Origin of the sequence: Pseudomonas sp. NPDC089408 (genome assembly GCF_044749445.1) — a bacterium.
GTDB lineage: Bacteria > Pseudomonadota > Gammaproteobacteria > Pseudomonadales > Pseudomonadaceae > Aquipseudomonas.
In genome coordinates, this window is sequence record NZ_JBIVHY010000013.1 from 14,346 (window position 1) to 41,246 (window position 26,901).

21 protein-coding genes and 1 pseudogene are annotated in these 26,901 nt (G+C 64.2%); 12 read left to right on the top strand and 10 right to left on the bottom strand.

All coding sequences use genetic code 11. The annotated features are described in order from the left end of the window. Positions 1-117: 117 nt before the first annotated feature. Both ACIP02_RS19615 and ACIP02_RS19620 read left to right on the top strand, forming a co-directional pair. Positions 118-1,005: pseudogene (locus ACIP02_RS19615) on the top strand (sensor histidine kinase); the annotation flags it as partial. Between the two features lie 129 nt (positions 1,006-1,134). Further along, on the top strand, positions 1,135-1,863 hold the full coding sequence (locus ACIP02_RS19620; RefSeq protein ID WP_400619738.1) for a methyl-accepting chemotaxis protein: 729 nt from the start codon (positions 1,135-1,137) through the stop codon (positions 1,861-1,863). A 109-nt stretch (positions 1,864-1,972) separates the two neighbouring features. On the opposite strand, the gene ACIP02_RS19625 is transcribed toward ACIP02_RS19620, so the two are convergent. Continuing rightward, positions 1,973-2,752 carry an AraC family transcriptional regulator gene (locus ACIP02_RS19625; protein ID WP_400619444.1) on the bottom strand — a complete coding sequence of 260 codons (780 nt, stop codon included), beginning with the start codon at positions 2,750-2,752 and terminating at the stop codon, positions 1,973-1,975. Positions 2,753-2,932: 180 nt separating this feature from the next. After that, positions 2,933-4,210, bottom strand: coding sequence for an acetyl-CoA C-acetyltransferase (locus ACIP02_RS19630; protein ID WP_400619447.1), 1,278 nt, complete (start codon positions 4,208-4,210; stop codon positions 2,933-2,935). Positions 4,211-4,328: 118 nt separating this feature from the next. On the opposite strand from ACIP02_RS19630, the gene ACIP02_RS19635 reads away from it, so the two are divergent. The 8 genes from ACIP02_RS19635 (at position 4,329) to ACIP02_RS19670 (ending at position 10,566) form a co-directional block, all read left to right on the top strand. After that, the gene (locus ACIP02_RS19635; protein WP_400619450.1) at positions 4,329-5,681 is read left to right on the top strand and encodes a 3-oxoacyl-ACP reductase; all 1,353 of its coding nucleotides are present in this window, start codon (positions 4,329-4,331) and stop codon (positions 5,679-5,681) included. Positions 5,682-5,683: 2 nt separating this feature from the next. Beyond that, positions 5,684-6,535 (top strand): MaoC family dehydratase, encoded by an 852-nt coding sequence (locus ACIP02_RS19640; protein ID WP_400619453.1) that lies wholly within the window; start codon positions 5,684-5,686, stop codon positions 6,533-6,535. 75 nt (positions 6,536-6,610) lie between these two features. After that, complete coding sequence (locus tag ACIP02_RS19645) at positions 6,611-6,916, top strand: MazG-like family protein (RefSeq protein WP_019470373.1); 306 nt, start codon at positions 6,611-6,613, stop codon at positions 6,914-6,916. Then, positions 6,913-7,662, top strand: a complete 750-nt coding sequence (locus ACIP02_RS19650; RefSeq protein WP_400619456.1) for a methyltransferase domain-containing protein — start codon at positions 6,913-6,915, stop codon at positions 7,660-7,662. The genes ACIP02_RS19645 and ACIP02_RS19650 overlap by 4 nt, the downstream gene beginning before the upstream one ends. A 21-nt stretch (positions 7,663-7,683) precedes the next feature. Continuing rightward, entirely contained in the window at positions 7,684-8,313 is a 630-nt protein-coding gene (locus ACIP02_RS19655) for a DUF4136 domain-containing protein (protein WP_400619460.1), read from the top strand. A 19-nt stretch (positions 8,314-8,332) separates the two neighbouring features. Next, complete coding sequence (locus ACIP02_RS19660) at positions 8,333-8,902, top strand: DUF4136 domain-containing protein (RefSeq protein ID WP_201207754.1); 570 nt, start codon at positions 8,333-8,335, stop codon at positions 8,900-8,902. Between the two features lie 296 nt (positions 8,903-9,198). Beyond that, positions 9,199-9,669, top strand: coding sequence for an A24 family peptidase (locus tag ACIP02_RS19665; protein ID WP_400619464.1), 471 nt, complete (start codon positions 9,199-9,201; stop codon positions 9,667-9,669). A gap of 120 nt (positions 9,670-9,789) precedes the next feature. Further along, the gene (locus ACIP02_RS19670) at positions 9,790-10,566 is read left to right on the top strand and encodes a response regulator transcription factor (protein WP_400619467.1); all 777 of its coding nucleotides are present in this window, start codon (positions 9,790-9,792) and stop codon (positions 10,564-10,566) included. 119 nt (positions 10,567-10,685) lie between these two features. Here ACIP02_RS19670 and ACIP02_RS19675 read toward each other — a convergent pair whose 3' ends face one another. After that, positions 10,686-12,332 (bottom strand): ShlB/FhaC/HecB family hemolysin secretion/activation protein, encoded by a 1,647-nt coding sequence (locus ACIP02_RS19675; RefSeq protein WP_400619470.1) that lies wholly within the window; start codon positions 12,330-12,332, stop codon positions 10,686-10,688. Between the two features lie 92 nt (positions 12,333-12,424). Then, positions 12,425-14,779 (bottom strand): peptidoglycan glycosyltransferase PbpC, encoded by a 2,355-nt coding sequence (pbpC, locus tag ACIP02_RS19680; protein WP_400619473.1) that lies wholly within the window; start codon positions 14,777-14,779, stop codon positions 12,425-12,427. Between the two features lie 77 nt (positions 14,780-14,856). Between pbpC and ACIP02_RS19685 the strand changes: the two genes are divergently transcribed. Further along, positions 14,857-15,150: a hypothetical protein gene (locus ACIP02_RS19685; protein WP_201207759.1), complete on the top strand. Its 294-nt coding sequence runs from the start codon at positions 14,857-14,859 to the stop codon at positions 15,148-15,150. 157 nt (positions 15,151-15,307) lie between these two features. Here ACIP02_RS19685 and ACIP02_RS19690 read toward each other — a convergent pair whose 3' ends face one another. Further along, positions 15,308-20,209, bottom strand: coding sequence for an alpha-2-macroglobulin family protein (locus ACIP02_RS19690; protein WP_400619476.1), 4,902 nt, complete (start codon positions 20,207-20,209; stop codon positions 15,308-15,310). Between the two features lie 247 nt (positions 20,210-20,456). Here ACIP02_RS19690 and ACIP02_RS19695 point away from each other — a divergent pair, with 247 nt between their 5' ends. Beyond that, the gene (locus tag ACIP02_RS19695) at positions 20,457-21,794 is read left to right on the top strand and encodes an MATE family efflux transporter (RefSeq protein ID WP_400619479.1); all 1,338 of its coding nucleotides are present in this window, start codon (positions 20,457-20,459) and stop codon (positions 21,792-21,794) included. Positions 21,795-21,913: 119 nt separating this feature from the next. On the opposite strand, the gene ACIP02_RS19700 is transcribed toward ACIP02_RS19695, so the two are convergent. From ACIP02_RS19700 to ACIP02_RS19720, 5 genes are all read right to left on the bottom strand, one after another. Then, positions 21,914-22,369: an REP-associated tyrosine transposase gene (locus ACIP02_RS19700; protein WP_400619482.1), complete on the bottom strand. Its 456-nt coding sequence runs from the start codon at positions 22,367-22,369 to the stop codon at positions 21,914-21,916. Positions 22,370-22,580: 211 nt separating this feature from the next. Beyond that, positions 22,581-24,494 carry an arginine decarboxylase gene (gene speA / locus ACIP02_RS19705; protein ID WP_201201814.1) on the bottom strand — a complete coding sequence of 638 codons (1,914 nt, stop codon included), beginning with the start codon at positions 24,492-24,494 and terminating at the stop codon, positions 22,581-22,583. 153 nt (positions 24,495-24,647) lie between these two features. After that, a complete protein-coding gene (locus ACIP02_RS19710; protein WP_400619485.1) occupies positions 24,648-25,019 on the bottom strand; it encodes a translation initiation factor Sui1 in 372 nt (123 codons plus the stop codon). 238 nt (positions 25,020-25,257) lie between these two features. Then, positions 25,258-25,791 (bottom strand): NUDIX hydrolase, encoded by a 534-nt coding sequence (locus ACIP02_RS19715; RefSeq protein WP_400619487.1) that lies wholly within the window; start codon positions 25,789-25,791, stop codon positions 25,258-25,260. 2 nt (positions 25,792-25,793) lie between these two features. Continuing rightward, positions 25,794-26,861, bottom strand: coding sequence for a DUF2333 family protein (locus ACIP02_RS19720; RefSeq protein WP_400619490.1), 1,068 nt, complete (start codon positions 26,859-26,861; stop codon positions 25,794-25,796). Between the last annotated feature and the right edge of the window lie 40 nt (positions 26,862-26,901).

Sequence of the window (26,901 nt, forward strand, 5' to 3'; positions counted from 1 at the left end):
GTCAACCTGCGCGGCGAAGCCCGCGATGGATTCCTTGACGGCAGCAGCCGGGAAATCCGCCAGGTGAGCAACGCGATGAACATCTTCTTCCAGGGTATCAACCAGAACGTCGAGTACATGGCAGCACAGCCGCTGGTGGCGGCTACCGGCGGCGAGCTGAACAAATACATGAGTGCTACGCCGGATTACCGGCTGGGTGACCATGCCAGCAAGCTGTTGGAGTTCATGACCCGGCTGGCCACTTCGCATCCCAGCTACGCCTACCTGTCCTACGGGGTGAGCGACGGCGGTTACGTCGGCTGGCCCGCCGGGCAGAAATTTGTCAGTTACGACCCACGCACCCGCCCCTGGTACCAACTGGCCATGGCCAACCCTGGCAAGACCTTGCGTACCGGCGCGTACTACTGGGCTGCCGATGACGCCGTGCTGGTCAGCACTGTGCGTACCGTCGCCAACCAGCTGGGCAACCCCGGCGGCGTAGTCAACGTCGACGTCTCGCTCAAAGGCCTCACCGAGATCGTTCAGCAGATCAAACTGGGTGAGAGCGGCTACGTGCTGCTGGTGGAAAAAAACGGCAATGTGCTGGTTGACCCACGAGACGCCAAGCATAACTTCAAACAGCTCGCCAGCTTTGGCGACGGTTATGCCGAACTGGCAAAGCAGGGTAAGGGGCTCGTCGAGGTGGAACTGGATGGCGTGCGCTACATGGCCAACATCTACCCCGATGAACAGCTGGGCTGGACCCTGATCGGCCTGATCGAACAAAGCGAAGTGATGCAGACCACCACCCGGCTGACCTGGCTGATCGGCATCATCGCTGTGGTCCTGGCGGCGCTGTTCGCCGTGGTCGGTGCGGCATTCGCCAAGCTGATCGTGCGCCCGATCAACAGCGTCACCCATGGCCTGGAAGACATTGCCCAGGGTGAGGGCGACCTGACGCGCAACCTGGAAATCCGTGGCCGTGACGAAACGGCGCAACTGGCCAGCTGGTTCAACCAGTTCCTTGGGGCCATTCGCAGCCTGATCCAGCACATTGGTGCGGCCGCCGGCAAGATCCTCAGCACCTCGACCAGCTCGACCCGCGTGTCCAGCGACATGGCCGAGGCCGCTGGCCGTCAACGCGAAGCCGTGGACATGGTGTCCACCGCCTTCCACGAAATGGTTGCCACCGCCAACGAGGTCGCCCGTTCCTGCAGCCAGGCGGCGCAATCCGCCGACAGCGGCCAGCAACAGGCCCGCGAAGGCCAGCAGCAGATCGATGCCGCGGTACACAGTGTCGACCGCCTGAGCCATGAGATCGAGCAGTCGGCGCAGTCGATCCAGCAGCTGGAACGCGACAGCAACGCCATCCAGTCGATCCTCGGCACTATCCGCTCGATTGCCGAGCAGACCAACCTGCTGGCACTGAACGCTGCCATCGAAGCGGCTCGCGCCGGTGAACAGGGCCGTGGCTTTGCCGTAGTGGCTGATGAAGTGCGGGCGCTGGCAAAGCGCACTGCCGACTCCACTGCAGAAATCGACGGGTTGCTGGGCAACCTGGCCAGCCGCACCGCTGAAGTGGCCGAGCAGATGCATGCCAGCCTGGAGGTTTCGCAGCAGTCGGTGAGCCGCATCGGCCTGGCACGCGACAGTTTCGGGCAGATCCGTGAGTCGGTGGATGTGATCCGCGACATGAACACGCAGATTGCAACGGCGGCGGAGGAGCAGCACCAGGTGGCCGAGGACATCAACCGCCACATCAGCCAGATTCACGGCGATGCGCAGCTGGTGGCCGAACTGGCCCAGGCGGCGCGCGTGGACTCGGAGAGCCTGGCGGGGTTATCCAATGAGCTGGATGCGCTGGTGCGCAGGTTCCGTACCTGATGTGTGGCCTGCGCTGGCCTCTTCGCGGCTAAAGCCGCTCCTACATGGGTTCGCGTTACCTTGTAGGAGCGGCTTTAGCCGCGAAGGGGCCGGCACAGGCAACCCATCCCTAAAGCTTCAACTCCCCAGGCGTCGCCCCAAACAACTGCTTGAACGCCGCAATATAGGCCGACGTGGAGTCATACCCACACCCTAACGCCGCTTCGGTCACATTCTCCCCCGCCTCCAGCAACGCCAGCGACGACAACAGCCGCATGCGCTGGCGCCAGTTGCGAAAGCTCAACCCCGTTTCACGCTGGAACAGCCGCATCAGCGTCTTTTCCGAACACCCCAGCTCCCGCGCCCATTGCTGCAAGGTCTGCGGCTGGTCCGGTGCGGCGATCAAACCATTGCACAGCGCCAGCAACCTTGGGTGGCGGGGCAACGGCAGCGAAAAGCCCACCTCCGGCAAGGTGCGCAACTGATCGAGCAACACCGCCACCAGGCGCGCCTCGGCGCTGTCGCCCTCCGGGTAGTCAGCTGGAAACAGGCAGAACTGCTTGATCAACTCACGCGCCAGCGGGGTCACTTCCAACACCCGGCATTGCTCTGCGGCCCATGGGCAGGCGTCACGGCGCACATACAGGCTGCGCATCTCGGCCTGCATCGAAGTGACCACTTCGTGTTCGGCATCAGCCGGGATCCACACCCCCCACTGCGGTGGTGCGAAGTAACTGCCTTCGTCGGTGTACACACCGAGTACGCCGCTGATGGCGTAGGAGAACTGCACCCAGTCATGCTGGTGGCGGGTGGTCCAAGACCCGGCGCCGAGGCTTTCGGCGCGGGCATACAGGGGCCTGGGCAGGTGGTCCAGTTCAGGGATGGGACGGGGCTGTCCGATGATCGGCATGGCGGTTTCTTGTAGTTCTGAGCAGACAAGCCTAACAGCTGGGGGTAAGCCTGCGAGATCTGTGTGGCCTTCTTCGCGGGCAAACCCGCTCCTACAAGTGAAGCGCCGACCTCAAGGACAGCGCAGTCCCTGTAGGAGCGGGTTCACCCGCGAAGAAGGCCACACAGATCTAACAGGCAATCAACGCTCAACGATGACAGTGACCCCCTGCCCGCCCGCCGCACAGACTGAAATCAGCCCCCGCCCCTTCCCCGCCGTAGCCAGCAACTTCGCCAGGTTGGCCAGTATCCGCCCCCCAGTCGCTGCAAATGGGTGCCCGGCCGCCAGCGAGCTGCCCTTGACGTTGAGCTTGTTGCGGTCAATCGCCCCAAGCGGTGCGTCCAGCCCCAATTTCTCCCGACAGTAATCAGCATCCTCCCAGGCCTTTAGCGTGCACAGCACCTGGGCAGCGAAGGCTTCATGAATTTCGTAGTAGTCAAAATCCTGCAACGTCAGGCCGTTGCGCGCCAGCAAACGCGGCACGGCATACACCGGCGCCATCAACAGCCCTTCGCGGCCAGAAACGAAGTCCACCGCTGCCGTTTCGCCATCGACCAGATAGGCCAACACCGGCAACCCTTGCTGTGCCGCCCATTCCTCACTGCCCAGCAGCACCAGCGAAGCACCATCGGTCAGCGGCGTAGAGTTGCCTGCAGTCAGCGTACCCAGGCCGCTTTTATCGAAAGCGGGCTTGAGTTTGGCCAACTGTTCAAGGGTCAGGTCCGGGCGCAGGTTGTTGTCGCGGGTCAGCGACAAGAACGGTGTCAGCAGGTCGTCCTGCCAACCCTCGGCATACGCAGCAGCCAGCTTCTGGTGGCTGTGCAACGCCAGTTCATCCTGCTCGGTGCGGCCTATGTGCCAGGCCTGGGCCATGCGCTCGCAATGCTCGCCCATCGATAGCCCGGTGCGCGGCTCACCGTTGCGGGGCAATTCGGGTTTCAAATGGTGCGGGCGCAGTTGCAGGAAGGGCTTGAGCCGCTCACCCAGGCTTTTGCCACGATTGGCCTGCAGCAGGATGTGACGCAGGCCTTCGTTGACCGCAATCGGCGCGTCGGAGGTGGTGTCGACACCGCCGGCAATACCACTGTCGATCTGCCCCAGGGCAATTTTGTTGGCCACCAGCAGCGCCGCCTCAAGGCCCGTGCCGCAGGCCTGCTGGATGTCGTAGGCGGGGGTCTGCGGCGCCAGGCGCGAACCCAGCACGCATTCACGGGTCAGGTTCATGTCACGCGAATGCTTGAGTACTGCGCCCGCCACCACCTCGCCCAGGCGCAGCCCATGCAGGCGATAGCGCTCGATCAGCCCTTCAAGGGTCACGGTCAGCATCGCCTGGTTGCTGGCCGTGGCGTAGGCACCATTGGCGCGGGCAAAAGGGATTCGGTTGCCGCCCAGGATCGCAACCCGGCGAAGTGAACGCATGTGCTTGTTCCTCCTGAAACAATTTGAACCGTACAGCCTAGGTGTTTTTACCCAGGGCGAACGACCTTGCCACAAAGTTGGTCCACACTTTCAAGCTTGCCTCTGCGGAGACCCACTCATGAGCGATCGCTACCTCGGCTTTGCCAACACCAACCTCGGCCGCCGCCTCGTGGATGCCCTTGGCCTGCCACACCTGGCGCCGCTGGAGCGCTGGCAGGCAGGCCGCCTGCGCCCGGTGGAAGGGGCACTGGTACTGGGCGGCGGACCACTGGCGGGCCAGGTAGAAGCCATCGCACAGCGCCTGACCGACGAGGTCTACCGTTTCAATACCGACAACCTGCAGGCCGAAGCCTGGGTGGCCGGCCTTGGGCCGAAGATCAAGGCAGCAGTGTTCGATGCCAGTCATCTTTCCGACAGCGATGCCTTGAAGCAGTTGCGCGAATTTTTCCAGCCGCTGCTGCGCAGCCTTGCCCCTTGCGCCCATGTCGTGGTGCTGGGCCGTGCGCCGGAAAGTCTCGACAACCCACTGGCCAGCATTGCTCAGCGCGCCCTTGAGGGCTTCAGCCGCTCGCTGGCCAAGGAACTGCGCAATGGCGCAACTGCCCAGCTACTGTATGTCGGCCAAGGCGCAGAAGAGCAACTGGAAGGTGCCTTGCGCTTCTTCCTCTCGCCCAAGAGTGCGTTTATCTCCGGCCAGGTGCTGCGCCTGCAAGCATGCGCCAACCAGGTCGAAGACTGGACTCGCCCGCTGGGTGGCCGCCGCGCCCTGGTCACCGGCGCTGCACGCGGTATCGGCGCAGCCATCGCGGAAACGCTGGCACGTGACGGTGCCGATGTGCTGCTGCTGGACGTGCCACAGGCCAGCCAGGACCTCGACGCACTCGCGGCCCGGCTAGGCGGTAAAGCGCTGCCGCTGGATATCTGCGCCAGCGACGCAGCCACACAATTGCTGGCTGCCCTGCCCGACGGCATCGACATCGTCGTGCACAACGCTGGCATCACACGAGACAAGACCCTGGCCAACATGACGCCGGAATACTGGGACGCGGTGCTGGCGGTGAACCTCAAGGCGCCGCAGGTGCTGACCCAGGCGCTGTATGACGGCGGCGCACTGGGCGAAAACGCGCGCATCACCCTGCTGGCTTCGGTCAGCGGCATCGCCGGTAACCGCGGGCAGGCCAACTATGCCGCAAGCAAGGCCGGGCTGATCGGCCTGGCGCAGGCTTGGGCGCCGCGCCTGGCCGAACGCGGTGGCAGCATCAATGCCGTGGCACCCGGCTTTATCGAAACCCACATGACCGCAGCCATGCCCATGGGCCTGCGCGAGGCAGGCCGACGCTTGAGCTCGCTGGGCCAGGGCGGTCGCCCGCAAGATGTCGCCGAAGCGATCGCCTGGCTCAGCCAACCGGGCTCCGGGGCGGTCAATGGCCAAGTGCTGCGGGTCTGCGGCCAGGCATTGATGGGGGCCTGAGCATGAGTCGACCATGGCACGACCTGCACAGCCCGGCGGACCGGGCCAGCCTGTACCTGCGTGCGGCCAGCAAGCGCAAGATAAGCGGTGACCGCTTGCCGGACGCAGGCCTGCGCTGCTTCATCCGGGTTCAACCGGATAACCTGGCGGCCTACCGCAAGCTCTGCCACTTCCCTGATGATGGACGCTTACCGGGTACTTATCCCCATGCCATGGCGTTCACCCTGCAGTTGCAGTTGATGACGGCGCACGACTTCCCCTTCCCGCTGCTGGGCCTGGTGCACCTGCACAACCGCACCGAGGTACTGCGACCGCTGGGCGCTGTCGAAGGGCTGCGCTTGGCGGTGTACGCACACAACCTGCAGCCACATGCCAAGGGGGGCACCTTCGACCTGGTGACCGAGGCCGAAGACGGTATCGGCCTGCTCTGGCGCGAAACCAGCCGCATGCTGGTACGTGGGCTGAAGCTGGATGGGGAGCCCGGTGGGCGTGCTGACGATGAGCCTGAAACCTTGCCAGAGGCCACCCGCTGGTACGCCGACAGTGACATCGGCCGGCGTTATGCCAAGGTGTGCGGGGACTACAACCCGATCCACCTCAGCGCTATGAGCGCACGGTTGTTTGGCTTCCCCACGGCCATTGCCCATGGCATGTGGACCAAGGCCATGGCCCTGGCAGCGTTGCGCGGGCACCTGCCGCACAGTGGTTATGCCTTTGAGGTGGATTTTCGCAAGCCGGTGAGGTTGCCGTCGGAGGTGGTGCTCAGTGCCAGTGAAGCGGGGCCTACGGGGGTGCTGCGGCTGGATGGGCATGGGGGGGTGTTGCATATGTCAGGAAAGTGGGAGCCCCTGTAGGAGCGCCTGTCATGGCAGCAGGCGCTTGCTTTGCATCGGGCCTGGGCAGAAGCTATGCAGCATTAGGAGACCCCGATGAACCTGCAAGAACTCACCCAACGCCTGCACCAGATACGTGACAACAATGACTGGCGCGGCTTCCACAGCCCGAAGAACCTGGCCATGGCCGCCAGCGTCGAAATGGCCGAACTGGTAGAAATCTTCCAGTGGCTGAGCGAAGACCAATCGCGCCAGCTACCTGCCGACAAACTGGCCCACGCTGGCCAGGAAGTCGGTGATGTGGTGCTCTACCTGTTGCTGCTGTGCAGCGAACTGGGCCTGGACATGGACCAGGTGGTGCGGGCCAAGCTGGCCGACAGCGAGAGGCGCTTCGCCCGATGAACGACCGTCATTTCGATGAGCTGGCCACCCGCTTTGCCGAGAAGATCTACGGCGGCGCCAAGGGTGCAATCCGCCTGGCCGTCCTGCAGGCCGACCTAGCCGAAGCACTGCCCGACCGCCCGTTGCGCATCCTCGACATCGGCGCTGGCTTGGGCCACATGGCCTTGTGGCTGGCCCAGCGCGGCCACCAGCTGACCCTGGCCGAACCCGCCGCACCCATGCTCGACGGCGCACGGGCACGCTTTGCCGAAGCCGGCCAAACGGCCACGTTCATCCAGGCCCCCTGGCAAGACCTGCTCGGCCAACTGACCGAGCCCTACGACCTGGTGCTGTGCCACGCCGTGCTCGAATGGCTGGCCGAACCCGAAAGCATCCTGCCCGTGCTGCACCAACTCACCGCCTCCGGTGGCTGGTTGTCGCTGGCCTTCTACAACCGCGATGCGCTGGTCTACCGCAACCTGCTCAAGGGCCATTTCCGCAAGTTGCGCAGCAACCGCCTGGAAGGTGAAAAGCAGAGCCTGACCCCGCAAAAACCGCTTGATCCACGCGAACTCAAGGCGCAACTTGAACCTATGTGGCAGGTAGAAAGTGAAAGCGGCGTGCGGGTGTTCCACGACTACATGCCCAAGGAATTCCAGGGCAAAGCCGAACTGCTCGACCTGCTGGAAATGGAATTGGCCCACCGCCGCCACCCCAGCTTCGCCGGGCTTGGCCGCTACTTGCACTGGGTTTGCCGCCCTCGTTGATCCACCCGCCGGGAGGAATACATGCCGTACCGTCTGTTGTGCCTGGCACTGCTGCCATTGGCACTGGCTGGCTGCCAGGGCAGCAACCCGTATGTGGCCAGCAGCCGGCCATTGCCACCGGCCCCTGCCCAGGCGGCTACTGCCTTCGATGCCAGCGCCTACCCGGCGCCAGCCCGTGACTACGGGCACTACCGCAGCTGGAGCTGGCGCGATAACCAACTGCCCACCGGCTCGGCCAATGCCGACCCCGCGCAGTTGGCCGATGCCGTCAGCGGCGTACTCGACCAGCACGGCCTGCGCCCCGCCCGCAGTGGCCCCGGCGATTTGCTGGTGAGCGCCGACATGCGCCTGGAAAAACGCTTGCGCCAGGTGCGTGACTACGACACCTACGACCCCTACTACGGGCCCTATGGCGGCGTTGGCTATGGCGGTTACCGCAATGGCTACGGCGGCTATGCCAGCGTGCCCATCGTGCGCACCTATGAAGTGGAAGTAATGGTGGTGCGTATCGACCTGTACGACGCGCGCAACGGCCAAGCGGTATGGAGCGCCAGCGCCGAAAGCGGCAGCGACAAGGACTCGCCGCGCGAACGCGAAAGTGCCTTGCGCGATTCTGTGCACAAGGCGCTCAGCGGCTATCCTCCCAGTTAACAGCTAACGGAGAACCATCATGTTGCGCCGTCTCGTTCTACTGTCATTCGCATTATTGCTGGCGGCCTGCTCCAGCAATAACGTCCAGCAGGATTTCGACGCCAGCCGCGATTTTGCCGCCTACCGCAGTTGGGCATGGCAAGAACCGGGCCTGCAGTACCGCCCGGATGACCCACGCATCAAGAGCGACCTCACCGAACAGCGCATTCGCCAGGCGGTCGCCGACCAGCTCGACCAGCGCGGCCTGCGCCCGGTGCAAGGCGGCGCGCGGCCTGACCTGACCGTACGCACCTACCTGATCGTCGAACAGCGCCAGCAGCAGATCACCACCAACTACGGCGGTGGCTGGGGTGGCTATTGGGGCGGCTACTGGGGCGGCCCGATGTACAACGAAACCCGCAGCGTCGACTACAAGGTCGCCACCATTCAGGTCGACATGTTCGATGGGCGTGACGGCAAGCTGGTATGGCGCGGCAGCGCCGAGCAGATCATGAACAACTACCCGCCAAGCCCCGAGGAGCGCAACAGCGCCATCCACAACACCGTGGCCAAGGTGTTGGGCAATTACCCGCCGGGTAGCAAGAAATAAGTTGTAACGCAGTTTCTGAAGGTGCTGCGCAAACTTGTGGGAGCGGGTTTACCCGCGAAGAAGGCCCCGCGTTGCATGGCACCGGCTTCGCCGGTGTTCGCGGGTGAACCCGCTCCCACAGGGAACGCGCAAAAAATTCAACCGCAAGAACCTGTGTCAGCTACGACAAAATCCATTCCGAGTACGCCTTTTTCCGTTGCAAGCCCTACTCCCTCGCACGTTCGCGTCTATCTTCAGTTAAGGAAACCTGACTGACCGGGTAGAAGTGTTCAACTTTTGGGAAAGGCGACCTGCCAATGCAAAGCATTGTTCTCCTGCTGTGGCTTGCCTTGTGCTCCGAACAGGATGTGCGCCAACGCCAGATCTCCGACATGCTCACCTTGGGGGTGGCCACCTGTGCCCTGGTCTGGCTGTTCGCCACCGGCCACAGCTGGATCGGCGCCGATGCCAGCGATGCCGGATGGGCGCTGGCGATTGTCATGCTGCTGACCCTGCCCGGCTACATGCTCGGCCGCTTCGGCGCCGATGACGTGAAGCTGATGGGCGCACTGGCCTTGGCCACCAGCCCGCAATACGTACTTGGCACGTTCATTGGGGCCGGTGTCAGTGTGCTGGCCTGGCTGCTTACCCGCCGGCGCCTGTGGCTGCTGCTCAACCCCAAGGTAAAGAAGCGTTTGCAGGCCCTGACCGAAGAAATGGGCGATAAGCAGGCGTTCGTACCCTATGTGCTCGCGGGCTTTCTTCTGACCGCCGTATGGATCCAATAACCCTTCCTGCGGTCCGATGCCTTGTACAGACCTTGTACATATCCGCTTCGTGCGTCTACTTTTAATACTGCCAGAGCGTCTGGCCCGGGAGCAGGGCCGCATACGAACAGGGAGTTGATCGTGTCGAGACCAGTGAGTGAAGTGAAGGTGTTGGTGGTGGATGACCAGACGGTCATCGTCGAACAACTGTGTGAATTCCTCGAAAACAAGGGCTATGCCTGCGTACCCGCACACTCTACTGACGAAGCCATCGAGCGCTACATGGCAGACCCGGCCATTGGTCTGGTCATCTGCGACCTGCACATGCCGGAGCGGGACGGCATTGAACTGGTGCGCGCCCTGAAAGAGGTCAACGGTAGCCAGCGCCTGTTCGAGGCCATCATGTTGACCGGGCGTGCCGAGAAACAGGACGTAATCCGCGCGCTGCGCGAGGGCTTTGCCGACTATTACCAAAAGCCGATGGACCTTGAGGAACTGCTCGAAGGCGTACGCCGACAGGAAGAAGCCTTGCTCGAGCGCAGGCGCAACTTCCGTGACCTGGGCGGGTTGAACCAGCGTTTGCAAGAGCTGGCGGATTCAGTGGACGAGTTGTACCAGGACCTGGAAAAAGCCCGTGGGCAGGGCATGCATCGTCGTGCCACCGATGTGGAGGAAAGCGAGAGTGAGCTGCCGGCGGCGTTCGAGAAGCTATCACCTCGGCAGTTGGAGGTGGCTCGCCTGGTGAGCAAGGGCAAGACCAATTACCAGATTGCCTGTGAGCTGGGGATTACCGAGAACACCGTGAAACTGTATGTATCGCAAGTGCTGCGCCTGACACATATGCATAACCGGACCCAGCTGGCACTGGCGCTGACGCCCAGCTCGTCGCCGGTGCATCAGCGTTTTACCACTCACTGAAGGGTTGGACATTTTGGGGCTGCTTTGCAGCCCGATCGCGACACAAGGCCGCTCCTACAGGAGACCGCGTACATTCTGTAGGAGCGGCCTTGCGTCGCGATTGGGGCGCAAAGCGCCCCCTACATTTGAAGACCAAAACTCAAGGTAAGCCGAGGCCCACGGTCCAGGCTGTCCAATGCCACATCCGCCAGCGGTTTGGCGAGCTCCAGCGCCACATTGAACCAGCGCTCATCCGCCACCCGCACACCCAGCGCCGCCGAAGCCAGGTGGGCATCCTGCACCGGCCCACGGTTATGCCAGGCCTGCGCCGTATCCACCACCGCATAGGGCTGCAATAGCCAGCGACCACGCACGCTGTAATTCACCTCGTAAGCCACACCCCAGCCCTTGTCCCCGTCCGCCTGGTCACGCGGGTAGCCTCGCCCGAAGTGCTGCCCGCCAAAGCCCGCCCGTTCGCTGTCGGGCAGCCGGTCATCACTCCAGTACAACGCCCCAGACACCACGCCCTGCCAGTTGTCCGCCAGCGCGTCGCTCTGTAAACCCGAAAGCCGCAGACGCAAGAAGTCCAAGTCGTAGTCGGCATCGCTGCGCGCCCCCAGGTACTCCAGGCCCTGATAGACCCCGGCACTGACGATGCGCAAACGCCCCGGCTCGACCTTACGCCAATCCCCTTCGAACGACAGCGCACGTACGTAGGTGTCGTAATCCTGATTCGAGGGCAAGTCCTCATCGTGCTCACTGACCGCATACACGTGCCCCTGCACCGCCAACCACTCATCCGCCTTGACGATCACCGGCTGGCGCAGGCCGATCGCATAGCGCTCGCTGTCGCGCTTGCGGGTGATGTCACGGCCATCGTCCAGGCGTATGCGCGTGCCAGGCTCGCTGCGGTAGCGCGAGGCCGACAGCAACAGCTGGCTAGCAGCGGCGTCCAGGTACTGGCTGTAGTCCAGCCGCTGGTATTTCACCTGGTCATCACCCGGTGGCAGCAACCAGCTGGCGGTGAGCTGTTCGCCGTAGCGGGTCTGGGCATTGCTGCTAGCCGTGAACAACGCCTGCACATCGTCGCGGTTGGCATCGGCTACAGTGAGAGCCGCGCTGAACGGCTTGCGCCGCACATGAAGGGTCAGTTGGGCAGCCCCCTCAGCCGCTTGTGCGGTAGTCAGTTCGGCGTCTATCGCCAAACCAGGCATACGTGCGGCCAGGCCCAGGTAGTGCTCCAGCGTTTCGCGGGTCAGTGGCCGCTCGGCCCCAAGACGCGCCAGCAACTGCTGCAGATACTCGCCGGCCGGGCCGATATCGCCGTCTACACGGTAATCACGGATGTACCCTTCGACCAGCACCACATTGGCCGTGCCGTCGGCCATATCTTGGACCGGCAGGTAGGCATACGACAGCAGGTAGCCCTCCTGCCGGTAGCGTTGGCTCAGGCGGTCAGTGTACTGCTGCAGTTCGCCCAGCGTGGTTTCACGCCCGATCAGTGGTTGGTAGTGCTCGCGCAGGTCGCTCAGGGGAAATACCGTGCCGCCCTCGAAGCGCACCTTGTGCAGCACCAGCCGGGTCTGGGCGGGCAACCCACCGGAGGCATCGAGGCTCGCGCCGGCCAACCGCAAGCTGGGATCAAGCGGGCGATAGGTGTCTATGGGCAAGTTGTCGCCGGGCAGGCGCCGTTCATACTCATGGCTGTCGAAAAAGCCCGGCAACGGCCCGGCCTGGGCCGCAAGCACCCAGGGCAACAACAGCAGGGGCACGGCCAGAGGACGCATAGGGCGCTCCATGTTCCCATGGGTTGCGCGGCATCGGCCGGCCACACCCGTTACTGGCAAGCGTAGGTGCTGGCCCGGCTGCCGTCGAACGCCTACTCGCTGACCTGGAATGCCACCCGCGCCGTCTCGCCGCTTTCGTCCAGTGCACTGAGTTCGGCCTGCCCGACCTGCGGCAAACGCAGCAGCAGGCTGTCCTGCCCCTGGGTTTCGCCCAGCGGCTGGCCGTTCAGGAACCACCAGCGTCGCCCACCGCCACCCAGCGCCGAGACATGCAATTGCAAAGGCTCGCTGCTGGTAGCCGGGCGCCGCAGGTTGTCGCCTGGGCGCACGCCAACAATAGACAGCGGTGGAGCGCTGGCGGGTACCTGCGGCGCGCAGCCCGGGTCGATGGCCGGCAAGCGCGCTGCACGTCGCTCGACACGTGGCAGCCAAGGTTCCAGCGGTGCCGGCCACAGGGCAACATCACGGGCCGTTGCGCCCGGGCAGCCACCCTCCACGCGCAGTCCCTGCCGGTTTACCCACACACGTTCGCGCAAACCCAGGCCCAGCGGCTGATCGGCAGCCTGCAAGGTGGGTGGTGTGGTGCCGTCCAGGGTCCAGGCAAAGCGCTGACGTCGACAGTTGGGGTCTTGCTTGTTCAGTGGCTGGCCCAGCGGCCAACAGATCGCTGCCACGCCGACATTCGACGGCACCCGCTCCACCGGCACGCTGATGCCACGCTGGCTGTCGCGGTTACTGAGCAGGTCATGCACCTGCAGCATCAACGGCGCTGCCGAAGCCAGGCCGAACTGCCCGGGCACCGGCGTGCCGTCGGGGCGGCCGATCCATACGCCGATCAGGTAGCGCGGGCCCACGCCGATCGACCAGGCATCGCGAAAGCCATAACTGGTGCCGGTCTTCCAGGCCAGTTGCGGGCGCTGCACCAGCTCGGCATGTGGGTCGCGGTCGGGCCGCGCCTGGCCACTGAGGATGCGCCGGATGATCCATGCCGCGCCCGGCGACAACAGGCGCCGCTCTACCAGCGGGTCCTGCGGCTGCAAGCGTACCCGTGCACTGTTGCCGCCCCGTGCAAAGGCCGCATAGCCGCCAACCAGCTCTTCCAGGCGGCTGCCGGCGCCCCCCAGAATCAACGACAGGTTGGGCTCGGCCAGTGGCGGCAATATCAGCGGCATGCCTGCCATGCGCAGTTGCGCGGCAAAGCGTTTCGGGCCGTAGGCCTCCAGCAACTGCACCGCCGGCAGGTTGAGTGACAGCGCCAGCGCCGAGCTGGCCGACACCGGCCCGCTGAAACCCATGGAGAAGTTGCCGGGGCGGTAGTCGCCATAGCGGCGCGGCACATCTTGCAGCAGCGATTCGGAATGGATCAGGCCATCGTCCAGCGCCATGCCGTACAGGAACGGCTTGAGGGTGGAACCCGGCGAGCGCAGCGAACGCACCATGTCGACATGGCCAAAGCGGCGCTCGTCGGCCAGGTCGATCGAGCCCAGGTAGGCACGCACCGCCATGGTTTGCGCCTCGACGACCAGAATGGCCGCGGAGGTGCGCTCCGGCAGCCGTGCGCGCCAGCCCAGCAGCAAGTCTTCGAGGCGCCGTTGCAGTGCCGCATCGAGCGTGGTGCGGATCAGTGGCGGGCTGTTAGCGCTGTTCAGGCGCCGCGCCAGCAGTGGCGCCAGCGCCGGCTCCTGACGGGGTGCCAGCACCAGCGGCTCCTCGGCGGCTTCACGAATTTGCCGTGCCGGCCATACCTGATACTCGGCCAGGCGCTGCAACACCTTGTCGCGGGCACGCTGGGCACGCTCGGGGTGGCGGTCCGGGCGCAGGCGGCTGGGTGCCTGGGGCAATACCGCCAGCAGCGCCGCTTCGGCGGGGGTCAGGTGCAGCGGCGACTTGCCCAGGTACGCCCAGCTGGCCGCCGCTACGCCCTGCAGCGTGCCGCCGAAAGGCGCGCGGTCCAGGTAGATTTGCAGGATCTCGCGCTTGGACAGATGCCACTCCAGCTGCAGGGTGCGCCAAAGCTGGCGCAGTTTGCCCGCCAGCGTGCGGTCATGCGGGTCAAGCAGACGGGCCACCTGCATCGACAACGTGCTGCCGCCCGACACCACGCGCCCGCCGCGCAGGTTCAGCCAGGCCGCGCGCGCCAGGGCCAGCGGGTTGACCCCGGGGTGGCGGTAGAACCAGCGGTCCTCGTAGGTCAGCAATGCTTGCAGGTACAGCGGCGACACCTCATCGGGGCTGACCGGGTAGCGCCACACGCCATCGGCATCGGCAAAGCGCCACAACGGCGTGCCATCCTCGGCCAGCACTACCCGGGCCAGATCATCGCCCGGCATGGGCAGCGGCCAGATGCGGTCCGCCAGCCACAACAGCCCGCACAGCACCAGCAGGCCAAGCACTGTGGTGCGCAACAACCTGCCCGCGCGGCTACGTGGCCGCGCTAAGCTTGGCATCGGGAACCGACCTGGCCAGCTAATGGCCAAAGGCTTTGGGACGGCAACCTCGCCGATTCGTACATCAGGAAGCAACTATGCATGTAGAAGGTTTTTTCGAGTGGCTGGGCCAGGCACTGGGGGCTGTGATCCGCTTCATCGTCGACGCATTGAGCGGGCTGTTCAACCTGTTGGCCAATGCCGGTGGCAATTTCATCGATGGCCTGGCCCGCACCTTGGGCATGGATACCTCGCTGCTGAGCATCCTGGCCCTGATCATCGGCCTGATGCTGCTGTACTCGGCAATCCGCGCGTTCATGCGGGCGTCGATCATCCTCGGGATTATCTGGCTGGTGCTGGGGTTGTGGGTGATGAGCTGGGTGATTCACTAAATTCTCAAGCCGCCTTGCGCAGTCCTTGTAGGAGCGGCCTTGTGTCGCGATCGGGCCGCAAGGCGGCCCCAGCAATTCCAGCGGCGGAGCTGAAAACTTGGGGCCGCTGTGCGGCCCGATCGCGACACAAGGCCGCTCCTACAACAAACCGCGTGGGTTAGCGGGCTTTTACGGTCATCTCGCCTTGCCCATCGCCCACCGCCTGCAGGTTTGGCCGGTACATCGACTCGACCTGCGGCGGCGGCACGCGGTAGGTGCCCGGGGTCACAGCCCGCGCCAGGTACAGCAGGTGCGTGGTGCCGTAGCCGTCGAGCTTGAGCGCGGCGACATAACGGTCATCACGGTATTCCTGGTGCACCACACTGGCGTTCTGCATCGACTCGCGCCACTCCTTCACCGCACTGCTGGCGTTGTCCAGGCTGGCTGCACTTTGCGCCAGGTTCTGGTTTTCCAGCTCCAGGCCCGCCGGCAGCAAGTCCACCACCAACGCGTCCGGCACGCGGTCTTCAGCCTTGAGCGCCAGATGCACCAGTACCAGGTCGCCACTGCGCAAGTTGTGCAGGTCCAGCGGCTGGCCATTCATGCCCAGGTACTCACGGCGAATCTGCATGCCATTGCCACCGGCTGCTGGCGCCTGGCGCGGGTATCCGGACAAGGTCATCTGCTGGTAAAGCATCTCGCTGCCTTCGTTCTGCACAGTCAGCGGTGAGGCCAGTAACGGGCCTTCGAGCTTCATGCCAGACTCGGCGTTATTGAATTCACGCACTTCACCCGCACTGTCCAGGCGTGCTTGCCACTTGCCTTCCGGCTTGCCCAGCAGGCCACGGCCGGCGAGGAACAAGGCGTTACGCTCCTGGGTCGACAGCCAGCGGTTGGCCGCCAGTTCATCCGACAAGGCGAACAGACGCTGGTCGACCTGGCTGCTGGCCAGGTTGCTTTCCTGCAACAGCGCCAGGATCAGCGCCTGGTCACGCAGGGCGCTGCCGTAGTCGGCCATCCAGCCTTTGCCACGGCTGATGCCCAGGCCCGCCTGCAAGGCCTGCTCGGCTCGCGGCTTGTCGCCCATCTTGTCCAGTGCCACCGCCAGTTGCACCAGCGGCAAGCCAGAGCGTGCGTCGGCGCGGCGGTCGAACACACCACGCAGGGCACCCAGCGGCGCCTGCTGGCTGCGCGACAGCACCAGGGCCGCATAGGCCTGCACGGCAAAGCGCGTGTGGTCGGCGTTTTCGCTGTAGTCGACTTCGATCAGGTTGCGCTCTTGCAGGTAGCGCAGCAGGCGCTCGCTGGCTTTTTTCAGTGCTTCGGCAGGCACGCCGTAACCTTGGTCGCGGGCACGCAGCAGGAAGTCGGTGACGTAGGCGGTCAGCCAGTATTCTTCTTCGCTGTCCGAACTCCACAGGCCAAAACTGCCGTTGTAGCGCTGCATGCCCAGCAAGTGCTCGATGCCCATCTCGATCTTGCGCTTGCGCACGTCCGCCGGCTCGCCCTTGATGCCCAGGCGTTTGAGGCTGTCGGCATCGGCGTACAGCGACGGATACAGGCCGCTGGTGGTCTGCTCCAGGCAACCGTAAGGGTAGGCTTCAAGGGCGCGAATCTGTTCGGCCAGGTTCAGCGGCGGCCGGCTCGACAAGGCCAGGCTGGCTTCCAGGCCAGCCGGCTCGAAGGCAGCCAGGTCAGCATCGGGCAGGGTCCATGGCTGGTCCTTCAAGGCCACGCGGTAGTGCTTGAGCATCGCCGGGTAGGCCGGGCGCACACCCAGTGTCCACTCCCGCTCGAACCCGGTGGCGGGCTCGTTCGGCAGTTGCAGGCCGGTAACCCGTACATGCACCTTGCCCTGCCCCAGCCCACCTTGGGCCTGGACCGGGATTAGCAGCGTCGCGCGCTGGCCTTCGGCCAAGGCGACGGTCTGCACGGCATTGGCGGCCAGGCTCAGTTGGCCTTCGCTGCTGATTTCAACATTCAGTTGCTGGGCACGCCCAGACAGGTTGGCCAGGTCCAGCGCCAGGCTGGTACGGTCGCCACCGGCCAGGAAGCGCGGCGCCGACAGCTCGGCAATCAACGGCGCGGCCACCACGGTCTTGCCTTCGGCCATGCCGAAGTGTTCCTCGGTCCAGGCCTGGGCCATCAGCCGCAGTTCGCCATTGAAGTCTGGGATATCGACCGTTACCTGGCCCTCGCCCTTGTCATCCAAGGTTACCGGCAGGCTCTGCTGGGCAACGATAGTCACCGTGGTATTGGGGCGTTTGCCACCTTTGGCCATGGCCGCGTCACCACCAAACGCCAGGCTGGCCAGGCGGCCCTGCCCGGCTTCGATCAACTGGCCGTAGATGTCCAGCTGGTCGGCGCCATAGGCCTTGCGCCCGAACAGGCTGGCAAACGGGTCGGGAGTCTTGAAGTCGGTGATGTTGAGGATGCCCACGTCCACGGCCGACAACAGCACGTGCACCTGCCTGGGCACGCTGCCATCGGCATTGGCAGCTTTCACCTTCACGGTCAGCGGCTGTTTCGGGCGCATCTTCTCGGGTGCTTGCAGGCTCACGGCCAGCTTGCGCTCGGCACGGTCCAGCGGCAGGTGCAGCACACCTACCGAACGCTTGGGCGTGGCATTGGCCTTGCGCTCACCGGGGCGGATCACCAGCGCACTGATGTACAGGTCGTGGCGGGCCCAGGCCTTGTCCAGCTGCACGTCGAAGGTCTTGCCCTCGGCGGGCACGTCGATTTCCTGCCACCACAGCGGGCCATCGCTGGACTCGATCATCAGGTAGCCGCTGCCGGCGGCAGGCGGGGTAACGGTAACCTTGGCCGTGGCGCCGTCGGCATAGGACGGCTTGTCCAGCGCCAGCTTGACCTGGTCCGGGCGCACCGCGCCGCCTTCGGCGTTGTCCTGGGCGCGGTAACCGGCCCAGAAGCGCTCGCTGGACACCAGGCCGGTCTGCGGGTCTTCCACCTCGACGCGGTACGGGCCCCATTCCACCTGGAAGCTCAGTTTGGCGGTAGAGCCGGCCTTGACGCTGACGGTCTCTTCGTTCTGGGTGAGGAACTTCTCGTTGTAGGCGTAGCTCCAGCCGTCGCTCTGCGAGTAGTTCCAGTAGTAGTCGCGGCGCTCGCGCACCAGCCGCACCTTGAGGTCGTTGGCCGCCAGTTTGTTGCCGTCGCGGTCGGCGACCAGGAACTCGAACTCCACGGGGCCGTCGCTATCCGTTTCTTCGCCATCGAACAGGCCGCGCAGGCCCGGCAGGCGCTCGGCTGGCCAGATCGGTTGTTCCAGGCGCCGGGTAATGGGTCGGCCACCGGACTCCTGCAAGCTGGCCTGCACAGTCAGTTGCAGCGGCGAGCGGGCTTCGGCCCAGCGGCTTTCGATATCGACTACGGCCTTGCCGGCCTGGTCGAGGGTGACTTCGTCCAGCTCCAGGTCCTGGTTCAGTTCGGTTTCGGTGACCGAGCCAAACTGGTAGCCCGGCAACGTCGGCACGGCCTCGCGCAGCGGGCGCACATAAGCCTGGCCGCTCAGGCGATTGCCGGCAGCCGGGGCGCCGTACAGGTAACGGCCATTGACCTGAATGCGTGCATCTTCATCTGGTGCCAGCGGCTTACTGCTGCCCTTCAGCTCCAGCGCCAGGCGCTCGGGCAAGAAGTCTTCGACGAGGAATTCATAAACCTGCTTGCGCCCGCCGCCGAGGTCGAGCAACAGCTGCCAGCGACCGGTCGGGGCCTCGGTGGCCAACTGCAACGGGTACTGGTACAGGCCATTGGCATCGGCTTCCCAGACGAACTTGCGGCTGACCTGCTCATCGGGGCGACGTACTTCCACACTCACCGGCTGGGCCTTGACCGGTTTGCCGTCCTGGTCACGCAGCAGGCCATTGAGCAGCACGGTCTCACCCGGGCGATACAGGTCACGCGGGCCGAAGATAAAGAACTGCAACGGGTTGGCCTGTGGCCCGGCGATGTCGAACTCGGCCAGGTCCAGCGCCGCGGTGTTCAGGCGCAGCAGCGTGGTGTGCACGCCTTGGGTGGCGATCAGGGTGTCGGCCTTGGGCGTGATCGGCAGTTGGGCGTGGCCCTTGCCATCGGTTGTGCCCTGGGCCAGCAGCTTGCCCTTGTCGTCATGGATTTCCAGGTTGACGCCGTTCATCGCCTTGCCGCCTTCCAGCGCCTGGGCGAACACGTCGAGGCGGTCGCGGTAGCGGTGGGCAGACACACCGATGTCACTGAGGGTGAACAGGGTTGCCGGCTGCGAATAGTCGTAGGTGCCCGAGGCACGCATGACCGCCAGGTACACGCCAGGTTCCTGCAGCGGCTTGATGCCGGCAATCGGCAGCAGCACGGTCTCGCGGGTGTTGCGCGCCGGGTTGAGGTCGAAGCGGCCGCTGTAGACCAGCCCTGCCATGTCCAGGGTTTCCTTGGACTGGTAGTAGTACAGGCTGCTGTTGCGCCCCCAACTGGCCAGGAAGCTCGAGAGCATCTCCGGCTTGACCCGGAAGAACTCGACATCGACCTTGTCAACGTTCAGGGCAATCACCGGCAGGCCTTCGGCCAGGCGCGTGGGCAGCAGCGAACCACGGCTGGCAAAGCCGATGGTCGGCTGCATGTCGCGGGTTTCCAGGCGGGTGACGGACTCGCTGTCGAGCTGCTTGCCGTTGACTGCCAGCAGGCCCTTGTCGACAGTCAGCACCGGCTTGCGCTGCGGTTCCAGGTGGCGCAGGCGCAGCTCCATCTGGTTGTCGGAGAGTTCCCAGGCGCCGTCGAGCTTGCCCTTCACGGTGTCGACCAGGTGCACTTTGCTGGCGAAGTCCTGCTTGGCATCCAGCGGTGCCGAGAAGCTGACCGACAGCGTCGCGGCGCCGTCGAGTTGCACTTCGGAGACGTCGAGCACTGTCAGCTCGCGGCCCTCGTAGCGCTTGGCGAGCACGGCAGGGTCTTCGCGTTTGGCAGCGGGAGCCTCGGCGGGCGCGGTGGCTGCCGGTTTCTCGGCCGGCGCCGGTTTGTCCGGCGTGGAAGAGTCACAGGCACTGAGCAAGGCCAGCGCGCAGGCCAGCAACAATCCTTTGTTGAACATGGAGTAGGGACTCTTTGGCAGCGGGTACTTGAGGGCAGCAACTATAGCGCAATGTGGCGCGCCAGCTCAGACCCTGGTCGCGCCAATTGGTTGCTTGGCCGTTACACTGTGGCCATTCAGAAAAGCAGGGGGCGCTTTGCGCCCCTTTCGCGACGCAAGCCGCACCTACAGGGACCGCATTCTCATGTAGGAGCGGCCTTGTGTCGCGATAGGGCTGCGCAGCAGCCCCAGGTTCCCAAGGACTAAAATGACTGCACTGACCACCGACTGGCGCCACCGCCCCACCCACCACAAGGTCTGGGCCCTGGCCGCGCCGATGATCCTCTCCAATATCTCCGTGCCGCTGGTAGCCCTGGTCGACAGCACCGTCATCGGCCACCTGCCCCACGCCCACCAACTGGGCGCCGTGGCCGTGGGCGCCACCTTGTTCACCTTCATGGTCGGCCTGATGGGCTTCCTGCGCATGGGCTCCACCGGCTTCGCCGCCCAGGCTGCGGGCCGCGGCGACGGCGCAGCGTTGCGCCAGGTGCTGGTGCAAGGGCTGCTGCTGGCCGTCGGCTTCGCCTTGTTGATCGGCCTGCTGGCCATTCCCTTCAGCCAAATGGCGCTGCACGCGATGCAACCCAGTGCCGCCCTGCAGCAATCCACCGAAGACTTCTTCCATACCCGCCTGCTTGGCCTGCCTGCAGCATTGGCCAGCTACGCCCTCGTCGGCTGGTTCCTCGGCACACAGAATGCCCGGGCGCCGCTGGCCATCCTGCTGACCACCAACCTGCTGAACATCGCCTTGAACCTGTGGTTCGTGCTGGGCCTGGACTGGGGTGAGCTGGGTTCGGCACGGGCTTCGGTGATTGCCGAATGGAGCGCCGCTCTGCTCGGCCTGGCCCTGACCCGCCCGGCCCTGCGCGCCTACCCGGGGCAAGTCGTGTGGGCGGCGCTCAAGCGCTGGCAGGCCTGGCGGCCGCTGCTGGCGGTGAACCGCGATATCTTCCTGCGCAGCCTGGCGCTGCAGCTGGTGTTTCTGCTGATTACCGTGCAAGGCGCACGCCTGGGCGAAGCCACGGTGGCGGCCAACGCCCTGCTGCTCAATGGCCTGCTGCTGACCGCCTATGCGCTCGATGGGCTTGCGCATGCGGTGGAGGCGTTGTGCGGCCATGCCATCGGTGCCCGTGACCGCAATACCCTGCGCCGCTCGCTGGTAGTGGCCTGTGGCTGGTCGCTGATTACCAGCGTGGGGTTTGCCGGGTTGTTCCTGCTGGGTGGGCACCTGTTCATCGACTTGCAGACTGATATCGACAGTGTGCGGGCGGCGGCTTACCCGTACTTGCCGTACCTGGCGTTGCTGCCGTTGATTGCGGTGTGGAGTTACTTGCTGGATGGGTTGTTCATTGGCGCTACGCGGGCGCGGGAGATGCGCAATGCGATGCTGGTTTCGGTGCTGATTGCGCTGCCGGTGGCGGTGGCCATGAGCGGGTTTGGCAACCATGGGTTGTGGTTGGCGTTCCTGGGGTTCATGGGGTTACGGGCGGTGACATTGGGGTGGGTGGGGTGGCGGTTGCAGCAGAGAGGTCTGTGGGTTGGCTGATTGGGGCCGCTTTGCGGCCCATCGCGACGCAAGGCCGCTCCTACATTGATCGGCGTGTGCAGGTCTGTGTAGGAGCGGCCTTGTGTCGCGAAATGAGGGCAAAGCCCTCACCTGCGATCTCACAGCCAAACACAATCCCAATGTGGATACTCGCCAGCCCGCCGCACCAGGCCGGCCCGAATGGGGTTGGCGATGATGTAGCGGGCAGCAGCCCTGACATCCTCGTCCTTACGCAATGCCCGGTCATAAAAGCCTGGCTGCCAGATGTGCTTTCGCTCCGCACCTTTACGATAAAGCGCGCAACTGCTTCGCGACTTGAAGGCACACATGAGTTTGTCCAGGCTGGTCGGCCCAAGCTCGATCAGCCAATGCACGTGGTTTGGCATCAAGACCCAGGCAAGAGAGCGGCAATTCCCTTCTTGTTCACTCAGGCGCAATTGATGGATGGCCGCTCGTGCAAACCAGAGATTGTGGAACAGGGGTAGGCGCTGGCAGGTAATAGTGGTTAGCAGGTAGAGCCTGCCTGGCTCTGAATAGCGCCCTTGGCGCAAGCGATGATTGCCGTGACGATCCATGTCGACTTCCTTTGAACATTGCATTCTCAGGATAAGTGTCGTGACGAGAGGTGGCGTGGGCGGATCATTACCGGGTATGACGTGGTGAGGGCTGCGCCCTCAGATCGCGACACAAGGCCGCTCCTACAACAGATCGCGATCCCATGTTGCATCGCGGTCATCTGTAGGAGCGGCCTTGCGTCGCGATGGGCCGCAAAGCGGCCCCGTTAATTCAGGAAGACAAGTACGAAGACCGGGTCAACCCAAGCCGCAACGCATCCAGATACTGCGTCCGCTCGCGCGCAGTGATCTTGGCGCTGGCGACCTTGTCGCGGTAATGGGTCATCAACTCCTCCGGCGACAGGTGCACGTAGCGCAGCATGTCTTCGATGGTGTCGTGGGTCTCGATGCCGGCGTGGTACACGCTGCCATCGGCGTTCTGGTAGATGTTCACCGAGTCGGTATCACCGAACAGGTTGTGCATGTCACCGAGGATTTCCTGGTAGGCACCGACCAGGAACACGCCCAGCAGGTAGTCCTCGCCTTCCTTCACCGCATGCACCGGCATGCTGGTCTCGATGCTCTGCTCGTCGACGTACTGGTTGATCTTGCCGTCAGAGTCGCAGGTCAGGTCCTGTAGCACCGCACGGCGCATCGGCTCTTCGTCCAGGCGGTGCAGCGGGATGATCGGCAGTACCTGGCCGATGGCCCAGGTGTCCGGCAGGCTCTGGAACACCGAGAAGTTGCAGATGTACTTGTCGGCCAGCTTGTCATTCAGCTCATCCAGCACTTGGCGGTGCGAACGCTGGCGGGCTTTCAGCGAGTTGTGCAGGCGGCGGCAAACGGCGAAGTAGCACTGCTCGGCCAGGGCCTTCTCACCCAAAGTGAGTTTGCCATCGGCATACTGCGCGGCCACGTCACCCATGTAGTGGGTGGCGCGCCAGTAGGTTTCGGTGACCATTTCGATATCGGTCGGGCCAAGCAGGTCCACCAGCCACTGCACGGTCTCGGGCAGGGCTTCCTTGTTCTCGATGGTCGGCACGTCGTCGTTGTGCCTTTCGACGTCGGTTACCTGGATCACCAGCATGGCGTGGTGCGCAGTCAGCGAACGGCCGCTCTCCGAGAAGATGTGCGGGTGCGGCAGGCCCTGTGCGTCGCAGAATTCCTTGAGCATGCCCACCACCACGCCGGCGTAGTCGTCCATGTCGTAGTTGATCGAGCTGGCATTGCGCGAGTGGGTACCGTCGTAGTCCACGCCCAGGCCACCACCTACATCGATGTGGTCGACCGGCAGGCCCAGCGCACGCAGCTCGCCGTAGTAACGGATGGCTTCCTTGAAGCCGTGCTGGTAGTCGGCCAGGTTGGCGATCTGCGAGCCCATGTGGAAGTGCAGCAGGCGAATGCCCTGGTCCAGGCCGGCATCGCGGAAGCGCTGCACCACGGAAAGCAGCTGGGCGGCAGACAAGCCGAACTTGGACTTCTCGCCACCGGTGTCGGCCCATTTGCTCGACGCCAGCGACGACAGACGCACGCGCAGGCCAACCTGCGGCTTCACCTTCAGCTCGGCGGCCTCTTCGATCACCAGGGCCACTTCCGACTCTTTCTCGATGACGATGAACACGTTGTGGCCGAGTTTCTGGCCCATCAGCGCCAGGCGAATGAACTCGCGGTCTTTGTAGCCGTTGCAGACGATGGTGCCACCTTTCGGGGCCAGCGCCAGCACGGCCAGCAGCTCAGGCTTGGAGCCAGCTTCCAGGCCGATCGACACGTTTTGCGTGGCGATGATGTTTTCCACCACCGCTTCTTGCTGGTTGACCTTGATCGGGTACAGCGCGGTGTACTGGCTCTGGTATTCCAGGCGCGCGATGTTGGCGTCGAAAGCGCCGGTCAGCTGACGTACGCGGTCCTGCAGAATGTCGGGGAAGCGCACCAGCAAGGGCAGCGACAGGCCGCTCTGGCGCAGCTCGTCGACCTGCTCATACAGGTCGATCGGCGCGCTGTCGGGGCCGTTGGGGCGCACTTCGACGCGCCCGGCTTCATTGATGGCGAAATAACCAGCGCCCCAATGGCGGATGCCATAAACACTGCGGCTGTCGGCCACGGTCCATTGGCTACCATCGTCTTTGCGTGTGCGTCGTACGGACATTCAAGTCCCCTATAGATAAGTCGAAGACACTGCCCCGCAAGGAGGCGGGCGCAGTGTAAAAGCCAAAAATGACGATTCGTCCGTGCCCAGCGAATAGACCCTGGTCACGGCAACGAGTTTAGAAAGCACTGGGCAAAAAAGCGCGCGGGTGAATCAGCCGCCGGACTTTTTCGCCTTGAAGCCCTGCTTGATCAGCTCGGCGATCAGCAGCTCGACATGGTCGCCCTGGATTTCGATGACCCCATCCTTCAGCGCGCCGCCGGTACCGCAACGGCGCTTGAGGGTGGTGGCCAGCTCTTTGAGCTGGTCGAGCGGCAGCGGCACACCGGTGACAGTCGTCACGGTCTTGCCGCCACGGCCTTTGCTTTCACGGCGCACACGGGCAATGCCATCGCCTTCGGGGATAACCTGCTGCTTGCAGGCACAGGCCTCCACCGGCTGGCCACAGTCGGGGCAGTGCCGACCGGCGTCGGTGGAGTAAACGAGACCGCCAAGGGCGGAGAATGAAGAAGCTTTCTTGGCCACTTTTGTTCCTCGGTGCTGAGGACAAAAACTGGTCGTGCCTTGGGGATGAGGCCGACCGCGAAGCCCCACTCTGGCAGGGGCGGCGCTACTGCTGCAAGAATTGCGGCAGCCCGAAAAGGGCGCGCAGTGTAACGATAAATGCGGCGGTTGTGTAGGAGCGGGTTTACCCGCGAACAAGGGCAGAGCCCTTGCCATGCGACGCGGGTGTCTGGGTCGGTATTTCGCGGGCACGCACGCCCTACAAAGTGGCTTTATACCGCTGCAACGCCGCCAACGAGTCCGGGCAATACGGCTTCGTCAGGCTCTCTTTCTCAGCCTGCTCCAACCCAATAAACCGCGCCTCAATCACCTCTTCCGGCTGCAACCGCAGCGGCGCATCCGACACCGCCGAGTACACCGCACACCACAAGCGGTTATCCGGCTGGTCAAAGTAGAACCGCTCATGAAAGCGCAACTCGGCGCCTTCAATTCCCAGTTCCTCGGCCAACTCGCGCGCCGCCGACTCGGCATACGCCTCCCCGGCCGCGACCATGCCACCCGCCGCCACATCCCAGTACCCCGGGTACAGCGCCTTGCTCAAGGTACGTTGGTGCACACACAACTCACCGGCACTGTTGAACAACAGAATGAACGTGCAACGGCCAATCAGGCCACGTTCGCGCAACTCGGCCCGGGGCAAGGCGCCCAGCACCTGGTCGGCTTCGTCCACCCAGGTGACCAGCTCGCGGTCGGAAGCCGCCCGGTGGGCGGCCTCGCTCTGGCTGATAGCCATCATCAACCCTGCGACAACAGCTGACGCAGGTCGATAACTGCAGCGTTGGCCCGGGAAATGTAGTTGGCCATGACCAGCGAGTGGTTGGCCCACATGCCAAAGCCGCTGCCGTTCAGCACCATCGGGCTCCACAGCGGTTCTTGCGAGGCCTCCAGCTCACGAATGATCTGGCGCACACTGACCGTGGCGTTCTTCTTCGCCAGCACGTCGGCAAAGTCCACCTCGATGGCGCGCAGCAGGTGCGACAGCGCCCAGGCCTGACCACGGGCTTCGTAGAACACGTTGTCGATCTGCAGCCATGGGGTTTCCACCAGCTCTTCATCCACCTGCGGCGCCTGGCCGGCAACTACCGACTCGGTCTTCAGGTTGGAATTGAGCTTGACCCGGCCAACGCTGGCCGACAGGCGCTGCGACAGCGAACCCAGGCGGGTGGCAACGTCACCCAGCCAGTTGTTCAGGTTGTCGGCGCGGGTGTAGAAGATCGCGCCCTTGTCACCGGCGGCCAGACGGGTCTGGTAGCGGGTCAACGACTTGATGCCCTCCTCGAATTCCGACTCGCTCGATGGCAGGATCCAGCTCTTGTTGTCGAAGTTGAAGCGCGGCTCGGCCTTGGCCAGGTCGGCGTCTTCGGTGGACTGCGACTGCGAACGAGCGAAGTCCTTGCGCAGGGCACGGGACAAGTCACGCACTTGCACCAGCACGCCGTATTCCCAACTTGGCATGTTGTCCATCCACAGCCCTGGCGGGAAGCGGTCGTTGGAAATATAGCCACCTGGCTTGTTCAGCAGGGTGCCGGCCACGGTCTTGAGGGTTTCGATGGTGGTGTAGCCTACGACCATCTGCTGGCCATTGTGCTCGGCGGCAGTTTGGGCGTTCTGCTGCACCGGGAACAGCGCAGGCTCCTGGCTCCAGTACCAGCCCAGGCCGATACACACCAGCAGGTACAACCCGATCAGGGTCCCCAGGGCACGGCTCCAAAGGCCGCCAAGGTAACTACGAGCGGCAGCACCGCGGCCATCGACACGCTCGCGGGGCTCGGCTTTGGCCTCGCGGTTTTTCCAGTCCAGCATGGCTTTTGTCCTTAATCAGTCACGACGGTTCAGGGCTTGG

What these genes read in the sequence shown, in the direction of transcription:
- ACIP02_RS19655 (WP_400619460.1), top strand. Translation starts at nt 7,684, where the DNA reads ATGCCGTACCGTCTGTTGTGCCTGGCACTGCTGCCATTGGCACTGGCT.
- ACIP02_RS19690 (WP_400619476.1), bottom strand. Translation starts at nt 20,209, where the DNA reads ATGTTCAACAAAGGATTGTTGCTGGCCTGCGCGCTGGCCTTGCTCAGT.
- ACIP02_RS19695 (WP_400619479.1), top strand. Translation starts at nt 20,457, where the DNA reads ATGACTGCACTGACCACCGACTGGCGCCACCGCCCCACCCACCACAAG.
- ACIP02_RS19700 (WP_400619482.1), bottom strand. Translation starts at nt 22,369, where the DNA reads ATGGATCGTCACGGCAATCATCGCTTGCGCCAAGGGCGCTATTCAGAG.
- ACIP02_RS19635 (WP_400619450.1), top strand. Translation starts at nt 4,329, where the DNA reads ATGAGCGATCGCTACCTCGGCTTTGCCAACACCAACCTCGGCCGCCGC.
- pbpC (WP_400619473.1), bottom strand. Translation starts at nt 14,779, where the DNA reads ATGCCAAGCTTAGCGCGGCCACGTAGCCGCGCGGGCAGGTTGTTGCGC.
- ACIP02_RS19650 (WP_400619456.1), top strand. Translation starts at nt 6,913, where the DNA reads ATGAACGACCGTCATTTCGATGAGCTGGCCACCCGCTTTGCCGAGAAG.
- ACIP02_RS19625 (WP_400619444.1), bottom strand. Translation starts at nt 2,752, where the DNA reads ATGCCGATCATCGGACAGCCCCGTCCCATCCCTGAACTGGACCACCTG.
- ACIP02_RS19645 (WP_019470373.1), top strand. Translation starts at nt 6,611, where the DNA reads ATGAACCTGCAAGAACTCACCCAACGCCTGCACCAGATACGTGACAAC.
- ACIP02_RS19675 (WP_400619470.1), bottom strand. Translation starts at nt 12,332, where the DNA reads ATGCGTCCTCTGGCCGTGCCCCTGCTGTTGTTGCCCTGGGTGCTTGCG.
- ACIP02_RS19660 (WP_201207754.1), top strand. Translation starts at nt 8,333, where the DNA reads ATGTTGCGCCGTCTCGTTCTACTGTCATTCGCATTATTGCTGGCGGCC.
- ACIP02_RS19665 (WP_400619464.1), top strand. Translation starts at nt 9,199, where the DNA reads ATGCAAAGCATTGTTCTCCTGCTGTGGCTTGCCTTGTGCTCCGAACAG.
- ACIP02_RS19715 (WP_400619487.1), bottom strand. Translation starts at nt 25,791, where the DNA reads ATGGCTATCAGCCAGAGCGAGGCCGCCCACCGGGCGGCTTCCGACCGC.
- ACIP02_RS19720 (WP_400619490.1), bottom strand. Translation starts at nt 26,861, where the DNA reads ATGCTGGACTGGAAAAACCGCGAGGCCAAAGCCGAGCCCCGCGAGCGT.
- ACIP02_RS19620 (WP_400619738.1), top strand. Translation starts at nt 1,135, where the DNA reads ATGGTGTCCACCGCCTTCCACGAAATGGTTGCCACCGCCAACGAGGTC.
- ACIP02_RS19640 (WP_400619453.1), top strand. Translation starts at nt 5,684, where the DNA reads ATGAGTCGACCATGGCACGACCTGCACAGCCCGGCGGACCGGGCCAGC.
- ACIP02_RS19630 (WP_400619447.1), bottom strand. Translation starts at nt 4,210, where the DNA reads ATGCGTTCACTTCGCCGGGTTGCGATCCTGGGCGGCAACCGAATCCCT.
- ACIP02_RS19685 (WP_201207759.1), top strand. Translation starts at nt 14,857, where the DNA reads ATGCATGTAGAAGGTTTTTTCGAGTGGCTGGGCCAGGCACTGGGGGCT.
- speA (WP_201201814.1), bottom strand. Translation starts at nt 24,494, where the DNA reads ATGTCCGTACGACGCACACGCAAAGACGATGGTAGCCAATGGACCGTG.